Source organism: Streptomyces vinaceus, assembly GCF_008704935.1.
Taxonomy (GTDB): Bacteria; Actinomycetota; Actinomycetes; order Streptomycetales; family Streptomycetaceae; genus Streptomyces; species Streptomyces vinaceus.
The window spans coordinates 7,292,206-7,304,880 of sequence record NZ_CP023692.1 but is presented as its reverse complement, the minus strand read 5'-3'; the positions used below and the strand labels follow the sequence as shown (position 1 = coordinate 7,304,880).

Below are 12,675 nucleotides of genomic sequence, written 5' to 3'. Positions count from 1 at the left end.
AGCGGGTGAAGCTGGCCGCCGACACCCGGCTCACCGATGGGGCCGCGATGACGCAGGACTCCCCGACGTCGCCGGGGGCGTGGCCGGGTCCCTCCTGCTGGCAGCGGGCATCGAGGGCACCGTCGAGCGCGTGGTGGAGCACGAACACCAGAGCCACGAGGCGCGCGAGTACGAACGGCTCACGTCGCTGCTCGACGCGTTCGGCCGGGACATGCCCGCGGGAAGCAGGAAGCAACTCGAAGAGCAGATCACCTCGTTGGAACCGGCGTGGACCGCCTATCAGGAGCAGCGACAGCGTGTGACGGTCCGTGTCCGCTTCGACCTCGGGCTCATCCTGGACGACGCCGACGAGGACGTCTTCACGCCCGCCTGACCGAAGCCTCGGGGGCCACGCCCGGGCGTTCGCGCCAGAAGGCTCCGGACGCGGCCCTGCGCAGCAGCATCAGCACCACCCCGGCGCCGGCCAGGAAGAGCGCGATGACCAGCGGGGCACCCAACCCGAACCAAGCGGTCGAACTGGAGGCGTTGCTCGGGTCGGCCATGTCGCCCACGGACTCGACCAGCAGCCAGATCAGCATGGCCGAGCCGAGCAGGGGACCCGCGCCGAGCAGCAGGAAGGGGCCCGGCCCCCGCAACAGCCGGCGCCGGTACCAGACGGCGCAGGCGATGCCGGTGAGGGCGTAGTAGAAGGCGATGAGCAACGACAGTGCGGTGAGGGAGTCCGCGAGGGCGTTCTCGCTGATCCGGTGGATGACGACGTACCAGACGATCGCGGTGCCGGTGACCCACCAGGTGCTGGTGCTCGGTGTGCCGCGACGGGCGTCAATGTGCGCGAATGCGCCGGGCAGGGCCCGGCGGCGGGCCATGGACAGTGCCGTACGGGAGGCCGGGATGATGGTCGTCTGCGTCGAGGCGAGGGCGGAGGTGGCCACGGCGAGGAGCAGGATCCAGTCCCAGCCCCCGAGCACCTCGCGGGCGAGCGAGGCGAAGACGTCCTCCTCCGCGTCGGCCTGTCCGGCGAGGTAGGCGGTGCCGGCGTAGGCGACGACCGCGAAGGCCACGGCCACGTACGTCGCCAGCAGTACCACCGTCGACCAGATGCCGGCCCGGCCGGGGGCGTTGGCGGAGTCCTTGGTCTCCTCGGTCAGGTTGAGGGCGGATTCCCAGCCCCAATACGCGAAGACGCCGAGCAGCAGTCCGCCGGTGAGCGCGGGGCCACCCGCCCCGAAGGGGTCGAGCCAGCCTGCGGACGGGCGGACGGCGTCCAGGGATCCCGTGCCGGCGTACACGCGGTACACGGCTACGGCCGCGAACACGACGAGGCACAGGACCTGGAGCAGCACGAGCACGTTCTGGAAGCGGGCCGACACCTCGGTGCCCCGTACGCAGAGCCAGGACATGAGGAGGATCAGCACGACGGTGAGGGCCTCGCGGAGCAGCGTGTTGTCGGCCAGGCCGTCGGCCCCGACGGCGAGCAGGCCGAATCCGACGGCGACGTCGGCGAGCGAGCCCACGACGAGCACCCCGGTCATCGCGATGGCCCAGCCGCCCAGCCATCCCGTGGTGGGGCCGAGGGCGCGGGTGACCCAGGAGAAGGTCGTGCCGCAGTCGGGATCGGCCCGGTTGAGGAAGTGGAAGGCCGAGGCGATCAGCAGCATGGGAACGAAGGACGCGAGCATCACTCCGGGCGCGTGGACGCCGACCAAGGCGACGAGGGGTCCGATGACGGCGGCCAGCGAGTAGGCGGGCGAGGTGGCGTTGAGGCCGATGGCGAGGGCGTCGAGGAAGCCGATCGCGTCCGGTGTGAGGGCCCCGGCCGCAGCGGGTGCCGTCGGTATGCCGTTTCCGCTCGGGGCCGCGATGCCGGCCGGGGCGGCCGTACCGACCGTGGCGGCTTCGGTGGGCGTGGCGCCCGGTGCTGCGGGCGCGGCGGTGGCCGTGGCGGTCCCCGTGGCGGATCGGGGGGTGGTTTGCGGCGGGGTGTCTGCGGCCATCGTCCCTCGCTGTACTGGGTGCGGTGTGCGGGCCGCGCCTGGGCGGGCTCGGCGTGAACAGGGCGTGAACTGCGAAGAGGAAACCCGCGCGGACCGGAAGAGGTCAATGGTGTTGGCATAAGGGGCCCGCACGGGGCCCGGGGGGCGGAGTCCGGCCGCCCTGGAGCGGACTCCGACCGGGTCAGCCGGCCCGCAGGGCCTGGAGCCGGGCCTCGGCGCTCGCGAGCAGCATGTCCAGGGCGACCGGGTACGCGCTGTGGTTCATGCGGGCGGCGAGCAGTTCCCTGGTGGCGGCGATGTGCGGGTACGCGTCGGCCGGCAAGCGGGCGTACGTGGACTCCCACTGCCCCTCGTCGGAGGTCCGGGCGGGCTCGGTCAGGGCGAGGGCGCCGGCGTCGAGGGCCGCGAAGGCCAGGCTCTGGTCGATGAAGGCGTGGTAGATCAGGACCGCTTCCGGATCGGGGAAGCCCGCGGTGCGCAGGATGCCGAGGACGGCCTCGTCGGCGGCGATCTCGCGGGGCCGGCCGGTCACGCGGCCGGCGGTCAGTACGGCGGCCTGCGGGTGCGAGAGGTAGGCGCTGTGGATGCGCAGCCCGAGTTCGCGCAGGTCAGGACGCCACTGGCCGGTGATGGCCCAGCCGTCGAGGGCGCGGCCGATGAGCTCCTCGCCGATGGCGAGGGTGAGGCCGTCCATGCCGTCGAAGTACCGGTAGAGGGTGCTCGGATCGGCGCCGAGGGCGGCGCCGAGCCGGCGGGCGGACAGGCCGGCGCTGCCGTGTTCGCGCAGCATGCGCAGGGCCGTGTCGACGATCAGCCGCTCGGACAGGACGACGCCCTGCCGGGTGGGGCGTCGCCGCCTGCGGGATTCTTCGGGGACCACGGGCTTGGCCATCGGGCACCTTCCTCCTTATGCCAACACCATTGACCTTATCTCGCGACCCCGGCTTTCATCCCTCCCACGAGGCGCGGATCTCCGCGGACCTCACCGAGAGAGGGTTTCGTCATGCGTGTTCTGCTTGTGGGCGCCGGTGGCGTCGGTACCGCGATCACCCGGATCGCGGCCCGCCGGGACTTCTTCGACCGCTTCGTGGTCGCCGACTACGACCTGGCCCGTGCCGAGGCGGCCGTGGCCGCGCTCGGCGAGGCCGGCGCCGGCCGGTTCGAGGCGCGCCGCGTCGACGCCTCCGACCAGGCGGCGGTGGCCGCGCTCCTCACCGAGGAGCGGTGCGACGTACTGCTGAACGCCACGGATCCGCGGTTCGTGATGCCGTTGTTCGAGGCGGCGCTCGCGGCGGACAGCCACTACGTGGACATGGCGATGTCCCTGTCCCGGCCGCACCCGGGCCGACCCTACGCGGAGTGCGGGGTCAAGCTCGGCGACGAGCAGTTCGCGCGGGCCGGGGCTTGGGAGAAGTCCGGGCGGCTGGCCCTGGTCGGCATGGGCGTGGAGCCCGGACTTTCGGACGTCTTCGCCCGGTACGCGGCCGACGAACTCTTCGACGAGGTCGTGGAGATCGGCATCCGCGACGGGGCGAACCTGACGGTCGAGGGTCACGAGTTCGCCCCGTCCTTCAACATCTGGACGACGATCGAGGAGTGCCTGAACCCGCCCGTGGTCTACGAGCGGGACCGTGGATGGTTCACCACCGAGCCGTTCAGCGAGCCGGAGGTGTTCGACTTCCCGGAGGGCATCGGGCCGGTCGAGTGCGTCAACGTGGAGCACGAGGAGGTGCTGCTGGTCCCCCGCTGGGTGGACGCCCGGCGCGTCACCTTCAAGTACGGCCTGGGCGAGGACTTCATCGGCAAGTTGAAGACGCTGCACGCGCTGGGCCTGGACTCGACCGAACCGGTCACGGTGCGCGGCGCGGACGGTACGCCGGTACGGGTCTCCCCGCGCGACGTGGTCGCGGCCTGCCTGCCCGACCCGGCCACGCTGGGCGACCGTATGTCGGGCAAGACCTGCGCGGGGACCTGGGTGAAGGGCACCAAGGACGGCCGGCCGCGCGAGGTGTACCTGTACCACGTGGTGGACAACCAGTGGTCGATGCGCGAGTACGGTTCGCAGGCCGTGGTGTGGCAGACCGCGGTCAACCCGGTCGTGGCGCTCGAACTCATGGCCGGCGGAGTCTGGGCGGAGTCGGGCGTACTGGGCCCGGAGGCCCTTCCGCCGCGCCCGTTCCTGGACCTGCTGACCGCGTACGGCTCCCCCTGGGGCGTACGCGAGCAGGGCTGATCGGCACCTTCTGGCGGATGCGCTCCTGCGGCGGCGCAAACGTCCGACCGACCACCCGCGGCCGGCCGGCGTGGTCACGGCAACGGCGGACGGGGAGCAGCGGCCCGGGAGCAGCGGGCGGGGAGCCGCGGCCGGGGGCGGAAAGATCCTCGGATCCGCAGGGAACAAGCCGGGGCCTCGTGGGCACTCGCGCGGGCGTCGGAGGCCCCGGCTCGCAGAGGGGGTTGTGCGTCAGCTGCCGGCGGAGAGGTTGCCGGACAGGACCGGGATGTTGTCCAGGATGTGGGAGAGCGGCTCGTCGCCCTTGGCCTGGGTGGAGTTCTCGGTGCACTGCTGGTTCATCGGGTTGGACAGGACGTTGACGTCCTGGACGCCGATGTTGAGGGCCGCCAGGATCGACTGGGCGTTGACCTTGACCGGCAGGCCGATGCAGGGCTTGTTGAGGGTGCCCTGGACCAGGCTGAGCTGCGGGCTCTGCGCGCCTTCGGTCTTCTGGTTGCCGTAGATCTGCTGGGCACCGTTCCCGTTGACGGTGTTGATCCCGTTGTCGTTGCCGATGGCCATGGCCGGGGCTGCCACAGCAGCGCCCGCACCAAGGATCGACGCGGTGGCGGCGGCGGTGGCCATCATCTTCTTGATCATCAGGGGTCCTTCTGTTGCCCGAGTGCAGGGTGACGAACGCCTTGATCAACGACGGCACCCCGGGCAGGTTGTGCCGATTCACCCGATTGCCCCACAGCCTCGGGGCGGCGGCTTCGCAATGGGTGGGTTGTGCGTCCCGCCCGTTTGACATGCAGGTAATTACTTGCATGATGGGTGATGTGAGCGATGAGATGGACAAGGTCTTCAAGGCTCTGTCCGATGCGACCCGCCGGCACCTGCTGGACCGGCTGTACGTGAACAACGGCCAGACGCTCAGCGAGCTGTGCGACGGCCTGGCGATGTCCCGTCAGGCCGCCACCCAGCACCTGGCTCTGCTGGAGGCCGCGAACCTCGTCAGCACGACCAGAAGGGGCCGGGAGAAACTCCACTACCTCAACCCCGTACCGCTCCACGAGATCCAGGAACGGTGGATCGACAAGTTCGAACGCCCGCGCCTGCGGACCCTGAGCGCACTGAAACGGAAGGCCGAGCACGCCATGTCCGACAAGCCGCAATTCGTCTACACCACCTACATCGAGGCCACCGCGGACAAGGTCTGGGAGGCACTGACCGACCCCGAGACGACCGCCGCCTACTGGGGCCACAGCAACGTCTCCGACTGGCAGCCCGGTTCCGCCTGGGAGCACCGCCGCACCGACGGCTCCGGCATCGCCGACGTGGTGGGCACCGTCGTCGAAGCCATCCCGGGCAAGCGCCTCGTCTTCACCTGGGCCGGCCCCGACGAAGACCGCCCGGACGGCCCCTCCACGGTCACCTTCGACCTCAGGCCGCTCGGCGACAGCGTCGTCCGGCTCACCGTCACCCACGAGAACCTGCGCGACGAGGAAGAGCACCGCCAGGCCTCCGGCGGCTGGTCGGCAGTGCTGTCCAACCTCAAGACCTATGTCGAGACGGGCAAGCCGCTGTCCTCGCCGCCCTGGTCCTGACCGCGTCGCAGGAGCCGGCGCCGAGCGACAGGCCCGCTCAGGCCAGGACGTTCACGGCCCTGGCGACGACGAGTCCCAGGATCATGAGGGAGAGGACGGACTGGAGGGTCATGACGCTCTTGGCCCACGGGGCGAGCGGCATGACGTCGGTGGGGCTCAGCGCGGTGGAATTGGTGAACCCAAGGTAGAGGTAGTCGATGTAGTGGGGGCGCCAGTCCGCGGCCTGCAGTTCGGGGCTGAGGTGCTGGGGGAAGGCGAGCGCCGGAGTGGGGGGCATGTGGTGGGTCCGGGCGGCCGGCCCGCCGCTGTCGAGTTCGAAGTACAGGAGGGAGAAGGCGAGGACGGTGGTGGCCCAGACGCTGCCACCGGCCAGCAGAAGGGCGTCGGCTGAGTTGGTCTCATGCCCGCCGTGGATGAGATCGTCGATCAGTTGGAGGGTCGACCACATGGCGCTGCCGACGAGTACGACGACCAAGGCGATCGCCACTGAGCGCAGGACGGTCGAGCGGCGGCTGATCCGACCGGGGTCTCCCGAGATCAGCACCACCAGCAGCAGGCCTTCTGCGAGGGGGAGCGCCCATCGGGGCCCAAGGCGCAGGTCGTCCGGCAGCAGCAGGGTGAGCACCGCGGAAGCGATGACCGCTGCGGCCATCGGCCAGCGCCTCTCGGTGCGGGGCCCGCCCTTCGGCCCCGGCTCCTGCGGGCTCGAACGGTCCGTGTCGGACGAGCGCTTTCCGCTCACGGCCGAACCCCTCCCGGGCGCGGCGGCAGTTCAGATCGCATGCGCCGTCAGGGTCGTGCGGCTTCGGGCGTAGCCGATGGCGCCGGTCGCCCTTGTTGTCGCGTTCATGTGCCGCTCCTCGCAGGGGAAGGCGTACGGGGAGGTCCCGGAATGACGGGGCGCCGGACCTCGGCTCCACCGTAGACCGGGGTGAATACGGCCCGCCGCCGACACGCTCCGCGTTCACACGCCCGCCGAAGCGGCAGGGACGCTCTGAGGTCGGCCGAGCGGAACGCGGCCGCCTTTCCGTGTGTCTACATCACAGTAGACGCTATAGTCAGCCGTGGCGTGCGCCCCGGGGTCCAACTGCACCGCGGGGAAAGGGCTCCGGGCGCGACCGCGCTGCCCGGCGGCCCGCCGCACCCTGCCGCCGAATCCACAGCCCCGGACCGTGCGGCGGTCAGCCGCGTTGTGACCAGCAGCAGATCGAACCAACCCCAGGGACGGACGAATTGAGCACCATCGGTATCGGGCAGGCAGCGGTCCTCGGCATCGTCGAGGGGGTCACCGAGTTCCTGCCGGTCTCCTCGACCGGCCACCTGAAGATCACCGAGGGCCTGATGGGGATCCCCGTGGACGACAAGGCCGTCGTCGCCTTCACCGCGGTCATCCAGGTCGGAGCGATCGCCGCGGTCCTCGTCTACTTCTTCAAGGACATCGTGCGGATCATGACCGCCTGGGGACGCGGCCTCGTCAACCGCGAGGAGCGCTACCACCACGACTACAAGTTCGCCTGGTGGGTCATCTACGCCACCATCCCGATCGTGGTCGTCGGGCTCGCCGCGAAACCCCTCATCGAGAGCACCCTGGCCTCCCTGTGGGTGGTCGCCGGCTCCCTCATCGTCGGCAGCGGCCTCATGTGGGCCGCCGACCAGATGGGACGCCACAAGCGCGGCGAGGACGACACCGGCCTCAAGGACGCCATGCTGGTGGGCTGTTCGCAGATCCTCGCCCTGCTCTTCCCCGGCTTCTCCCGCTCCGGCGCCACCATGTCCACCGGCCTCATCCTCGACCTCGAACGCGTCGCCGCCACTCGCCTGTCCTTCTTCCTCGGGATCCCCGCCCTGACCGGCGCCGGACTCTACGAGCTCAAGGACGCCGTCGGCGCCGGAGTCGACACGCTGCCGCTGGTCGTCGGCACCGCCGTCTCCTTCGCCGTCGCCTACGCCTCCATCGCCTGGCTCCTCAAGTTCGTCGCCAAGCACTCCTTCAACGCCTTCGTCATCTACCGCATCGCCGTCGGAATCCTGCTCTTCGGACTCCTCGGCACCGGCATCCTCGCCGCCTGACCACACCCGGTCCGGCCGGGCGCGGCACGCGGCGGGCGGGACGCCCGCATCAGCGTGGGGCTTCGGACCCGATGACGTGGCCGTCGCGCAGTTCCACGACCCGGTCGGCCAGTTCGATCAGGTACCGGCGGTGACTTGGCATTGTGACGGTCCGGCTGCTGCACACCACCTCGTCGCGAACGACCGCCCTGCATGTCCCTGCTGTACGTCCGGCCGGCCGAGGCGCACGTGAAACCGATCGCGGGACACCGGCCGGCCGACCCGCCCGCGCCGCCGCCGGGTGCCGCCTCCGGCGCGGCTCCGCCACAGAAGCGCATCGCCCTCTCGCGCGGCGCCGCCGAGACCACCTGCGCCCGCCCCGGCTCGGCCCTCAAGCCCGCCACCGTGACGGGCGGCGCGCCCACCGCGGACCGGCGGGAAGCCGTACTGAGGCTCCTCCTGGACGAAAGAGCTGGTGCGGCGCGCCCGGCCTGTGGTTACCTGGGTGCATGACCGTACTCGTGACCCGTCGCCACGTCGACTACGTGCGTGTCACGACCACGGGTTGTCCCGTCACCCGCTGACGCGGCGCCGCGCGGCATAGTCCCGCGCCTTCCACCACGCGCCCGCGTACCCGTCGTACGTACTCCCGCTCCGCCCCGTCGTCGTGGCCACCACGGCTGCTGCTGCCGGGCGGGGGCCGTCCGACGCCGGGCCGCGGCTCCACGGTGAACTCCCCCACGCGCGCCGCCCGCGCCGGCTCCGTCGTACCCGTACCCATCCCGTACCCGTAACGCGCCCACGCCCGTCCGCGGCGTCGGGGCTCCGTTGCGAGTGCCGGCGGCCGCCCGCCTCCACCCTGTTCACCCTCATCGCCGAGGAGACCCATGAGCCAGCCCATCGACGCCGTCACCGCAGGTCACACCCCCGACGGCGAGCCCGCCGGAGCCGGTACGCCGGCCTGGTCGTTCGAGACCAAGCAGCTCCACGCCGGCACCGCCCCCGACCCGGCCACCGGCGCCCGCGCGGTCCCGATCTACCAGACCACCTCCTTCGTCTTCCGTGACACCCGGCACGCCGCCGACCTCTTCTCCCTCGCCGAACCCGGCAACATCTACACCCGCATCCACAACCCCACCCAGGACGCCCTCGAACAGCGCGTCGCCGCCCTCGAAGGCGGTGTCGCCGCCGTCGCCCTCGCCTCTGGGCAGGCCGCCGAGACCCTCGCGCTCCTGAACGTGGCCTCGTCCGGCGATCACATCGTCTCCAGCGCCTCCCTCTACGGCGGCACGTACAACCTGTTCCGGCACACCCTGCCGAGGTTCGGCATCGAGGTGTCCTTCGTCGAGGACCCCGACGACCTCGACGCGTGGCGGGCCGCCGTACGGCCCCACACCAAGGCGCTGTTCGCCGAGACCCTCGGCAACCCGCGCGGCAACGTCCTCGACGTCCGGGGCGTGGCCGACGTCGCGCACGCGGCCGGCCTGCCGCTCATCGTCGACAACACCGTGCCCACCCCGTACCTGCTGCGCCCCATCGAGCACGGGGCGGACGTCGTCGTCCACTCGGCCACCAAGTTCCTCGGCGGGCACGGCACCACCATCGGAGGTGTGGTCGTCGACGCGGGCACCTTCGACTTCGGCGCGCACCCGGAGCGTTTCCCCGACTTCACCGAACCCGATCCCAGCTACCACGGCCTGCGTTACTGGCCCGCGCTCGGTGCGGGCGCGTACGCCGTCAAGCTGCGCGTGCAACTGCTGCGCGACCTCGGCCCCGCCATCGCACCGCACTCGGCGTTCCTGCTGCTCCAGGGCGTCGAAACGCTGAGCCTGCGGCTGGAGCGGCATTCCTCGAACGCCCTGGCGCTGGCAGAGTGGCTCGAAAGGCGCGACGAGGTGTCGGCGGTCCACTACCCCGGCCTGCCGTCGAGCCGCTGGTACGAGGCGGGGCGCCGCTACCTGCCGCGCGGCGCCGGGGCCGTCCTCTCGTTCGAGCTGCGCGGGGGCGTCGAGGCGGGCCGGCGGTTCGTGGACGGACTGGAGCTGTTCAGCCACCTCGCGAACATCGGTGACGTCCGCAGCCTCGTCATCCATCCCGCGTCCACCACCCACAGCCAGCTCGACGAGGCACAGCTCGCCGCGACGGGCACCACCGCGGGGCTCGTGCGCCTGTCGGTCGGCATCGAGAACGCGGCGGACCTGAAGGCCGACCTGGAGGCCGGCTTCCGCGCCGCGAAGGCAGTGTCCTGAACCCCGCCGCAGCGGCCCCGGCCACCGAGGTCCCCCTTCCCGCCACCGGTGCGTGGCGGGAAGGGGACCCGCCCGGGCGCCGCCAGTGGTACCGGCGCACACAGCCGCTGGAGCTGGAGGCGGGCGGTGTACTCCCGGGGGTGCGGCTGGCGTTCGAGACCTGGGGACGGCTCTCGCCCGACCGTTCGAACGCGGTCCTCGTCCTGCACGCGCTGACCGGCGACAGCCACGTCGCCGGCGCCGCCGGACCCGGCCACCCGACCGCCGGCTGGTGGGAGGCGCTGGTCGGCCCGGGCCGCGCCCTCGACACCGACCGGTGGTTCGTGGTCGCGCCGAACGTACTGGGCGGCTGCCAGGGAAGCACGGGACCCGCCTCCCCCGGCCCCGGCGGGAAGGCATGGGGCAGCGCCTTCCCCCGACTGACCCAGCGCGACCAGGTACGTGCCGAGGTCGGTCTCGCCGACGCGCTCGGCATCGAACGCTGGGCGCTGGTGATCGGCGGATCCATGGGCGGGATGCGGGCGTTGGAGTGGGCCGTCGGGGAATCCCGGCGCGTGAGCGCGCTGCTGCTGCTGGCCTGTCCGGCGGCGGCGAGCGCGGAGCAGATCGCCTGGGCCTCCGCGCAGCTGCACGCGATCCGCGCCGACCCCCACTGGCGGGGCGGCGACTACCACGATGCCGGCCCCGGGCGGGGACCGCACACGGGTCTGGGCATCGCCCGCCGCATCGCACACGTCACCTACCGCTCGGCCGGGGAATTGCAGTCCCGCTTCGGCCACGAGGCCCAGGAGGGGGAACATCCCTGGCGCGGAGGGCGGTACCGCGTCGAGTCGTACCTCGACCACCAGGCCGCCAAGCTCGTCCGGCGGTTCGACGCGGCCAGTTACGTGGCGCTGGTCGAGGCCATGAACACGCATGACATCGGGCGGGGCCGCGGCGGTACGCGGGCGGCCCTCGGCCGGGTACGGGCGCGGACGGTGGTGGCCGGGGTGGACTCCGACCACCTCTACCCCCTCGTACAGCAGGAGGAACTGGCGGCGGGGATTGCGTCCGCGGACGGGGTCCGGGTCGTCCGCTCCCCGTACGGGCACGACGGATTCCTGTTGGAGACGGAGCAGGTCGGTGGACTCGTACGGGAACTCCTGGCGGGCGCGCCGGATCAACCCGCCCGCCGCACCGGCGCGGAGCCGGCGTAGCGCCCGGGGGTGGTGCCACGATCCGTTTGAAGTGCCGGGTGAAGTGGGACTGGTCGTGGAATCCGCCCTCGGCCGCCACCTCGGCGGCCGGGCGGCCGTCGAGGAGCATCCGGCGGGCCAGGGCGACCCGGCGCGCGATCAGGTACTGGTGCGGGGCGATGCCGAAGGCGGCACTGAACGTCCGGACGAGGTGGGCGGGGTGTGCCTGGATCAAAGTCGCCGCTTCCGGCAGGGAGATGCCCTCGACCACCCGCTCGTCGAGCAGTTCGCGCAGGCCGCGGGCGATGCCGGGGCGGGGCGATGCGGTGTGGGCGCCGGGATGTTCGAGGCGCGGCTGGAGCAGGACGCGCAGCCGTTCGCCGATCAGGGCCAGTCTGCTCTCCGCCTCGAACGCGTCACCGGGAGAGGCCAGGACCTGGTGGAGCTGCCCGACGCGCCGGCGCAGGAGCGGATCGGCGAGGTCCGGGCCGTCCACGGCGGCGCCGATGAAGCGCTCGTCCAGCACCGTCGTGTCGAGGTAGACGACGCGCTTGCGGAACCCGTGCGAGGTGGCGGCGGAGCCGTTGTGCGCGACCTGGGGCGGGAGAAGGCTCACGGCGCCGCCCGGGGTGGCGCGCCGGTGGCGGTCCAGGTCGTAGTGGACGGCGCCGTCGTCGACGATCAGCAGGGTCCACTCGTCATGGACGTGCATGGGGTACGCGTGCTCGGTGAAACGGGCGTGGAAGACCTCGACGACACCCGCGACCGGCGGGTGCCAGGCCGAGACTTCCTGCTGGGGCTGCACGCAAAGAACGTACAAGACCGCGCGGGGCGGCGCCCGGCAGTCTCAAGCCATGAGCAACGAGACGAAGAACAAAGACAACGAAGACAACGATGCGCCCGTACGCTTCGACACCAAGATCGCGGTACTGCTGCGCGACGACCTGGAGACGTGGCAGCGGCTCAACGTCACCGCGTTCCTCGTCAGCGGGCTCGGGACGGTCCTCCCCGAGGTGGTCGGGGAGCCGTACCAGGACGCCGACGGCACCCGCTACCTGCCGATGTTCCGCCAGCCCGTGCTGGTCTTCGAGGGCGGGAAGGAGGCGGTGACCGCGGCGCACGAGCGGGCGGTGCGGCGGGGACTGCCGACCGCGGTCTTCACCTCGGACCTGTTCGCCACGGGCCACGACCGCGCGAACCGGGCAGCGGTGGCGGCCGTGGGCAAGGACCGGCTCGACCTGGTCGGTATCGCCGTCCACGGGCCGCGCAACGCCGTGGACAAGGTCCTCAAGGGCGCCCGCATGCACGGGTGAACGGGCTCGCCTCTCACCCCCGGCGCCTTCGCGGTGGCGCGGACGAGTCGGAGGCCGGTGCGGGTGACGCCCG

12 protein-coding genes and 1 pseudogene are annotated in these 12,675 nt (G+C 71.8%); 8 read left to right on the top strand and 5 right to left on the bottom strand.

Going from position 1 to position 12,675, the window contains the following annotated elements:
* The first annotated feature begins 79 nt into the window (after positions 1-79).
* A complete protein-coding gene (locus CP980_RS32980) occupies positions 80-373 on the top strand; it encodes a hypothetical protein (RefSeq protein WP_244328241.1) in 294 nt (97 codons plus the stop codon).
* Here CP980_RS32980 and CP980_RS32975 read toward each other — a convergent pair.
* Positions 360-1,994, bottom strand: a complete 1,635-nt coding sequence (locus tag CP980_RS32975) for an APC family permease (RefSeq protein WP_229907356.1) — start codon at positions 1,992-1,994, stop codon at positions 360-362. The two genes, CP980_RS32980 and CP980_RS32975, sit on opposite strands and share 14 nt — an antisense overlap.
* Positions 1,995-2,175: 181 nt before the next feature.
* Positions 2,176-2,886 (bottom strand): TetR/AcrR family transcriptional regulator, encoded by a 711-nt coding sequence (locus CP980_RS32970; RefSeq protein ID WP_132761060.1) that lies wholly within the window; start codon positions 2,884-2,886, stop codon positions 2,176-2,178.
* Positions 2,887-2,997: 111 nt separating this feature from the next.
* On the opposite strand from CP980_RS32970, the gene CP980_RS32965 reads away from it, so the two are divergent.
* The gene (locus tag CP980_RS32965; RefSeq protein ID WP_150529850.1) at positions 2,998-4,227 is read left to right on the top strand and encodes a saccharopine dehydrogenase family protein; all 1,230 of its coding nucleotides are present in this window, start codon (positions 2,998-3,000) and stop codon (positions 4,225-4,227) included.
* Between the two features lie 231 nt (positions 4,228-4,458).
* Here the strand turns inward: CP980_RS32965 and CP980_RS32960 are convergent, their stop codons facing one another.
* Positions 4,459-4,869, bottom strand: coding sequence for a rodlin (locus tag CP980_RS32960; protein WP_132761058.1), 411 nt, complete (start codon positions 4,867-4,869; stop codon positions 4,459-4,461).
* Positions 4,870-5,060: 191 nt separating this feature from the next.
* On the opposite strand from CP980_RS32960, the gene CP980_RS32955 reads away from it, so the two are divergent.
* Entirely contained in the window at positions 5,061-5,816 is a 756-nt protein-coding gene (locus CP980_RS32955; protein WP_132761123.1) for an ArsR/SmtB family transcription factor, read from the top strand.
* A 37-nt stretch (positions 5,817-5,853) separates the two neighbouring features.
* Here CP980_RS32955 and CP980_RS32950 read toward each other — a convergent pair whose 3' ends face one another.
* Positions 5,854-6,558 carry a DUF1345 domain-containing protein gene (locus tag CP980_RS32950; protein ID WP_132761057.1) on the bottom strand — a complete coding sequence of 235 codons (705 nt, stop codon included), beginning with the start codon at positions 6,556-6,558 and terminating at the stop codon, positions 5,854-5,856.
* Between the two features lie 491 nt (positions 6,559-7,049).
* On the opposite strand from CP980_RS32950, the gene CP980_RS32945 reads away from it, so the two are divergent.
* From CP980_RS32945 to metX, 4 genes are all read left to right on the top strand, one after another.
* On the top strand, positions 7,050-7,886 hold the full coding sequence (locus CP980_RS32945; RefSeq protein ID WP_132761056.1) for an undecaprenyl-diphosphate phosphatase: 837 nt from the start codon (positions 7,050-7,052) through the stop codon (positions 7,884-7,886).
* A gap of 192 nt (positions 7,887-8,078) precedes the next feature.
* A complete protein-coding gene (locus CP980_RS32940; RefSeq protein WP_132761055.1) occupies positions 8,079-8,378 on the top strand; it encodes a hypothetical protein in 300 nt (99 codons plus the stop codon).
* A gap of 374 nt (positions 8,379-8,752) precedes the next feature.
* Positions 8,753-10,114, top strand: coding sequence for a bifunctional o-acetylhomoserine/o-acetylserine sulfhydrylase (locus tag CP980_RS32935; protein WP_150529849.1), 1,362 nt, complete (start codon positions 8,753-8,755; stop codon positions 10,112-10,114).
* On the top strand, positions 10,111-11,310 hold the full coding sequence (gene metX, locus CP980_RS32930) for a homoserine O-acetyltransferase MetX (RefSeq protein ID WP_132761053.1): 1,200 nt from the start codon (positions 10,111-10,113) through the stop codon (positions 11,308-11,310). The genes CP980_RS32935 and metX overlap by 4 nt, the downstream gene beginning before the upstream one ends.
* On the opposite strand, the pseudogene CP980_RS32925 reads toward metX, so the two are convergent.
* Positions 11,274-12,094, bottom strand: a pseudogene (locus tag CP980_RS32925) (helix-turn-helix domain-containing protein). The gene metX and the pseudogene CP980_RS32925 overlap by 37 nt on opposite strands.
* Before the next feature lie 49 nt (positions 12,095-12,143).
* On the opposite strand from CP980_RS32925, the gene CP980_RS32920 reads away from it, so the two are divergent.
* Positions 12,144-12,602, top strand: coding sequence for a DUF2000 domain-containing protein (locus tag CP980_RS32920; protein ID WP_150529848.1), 459 nt, complete (start codon positions 12,144-12,146; stop codon positions 12,600-12,602).
* Positions 12,603-12,675: the final 73 nt, after the last annotated feature.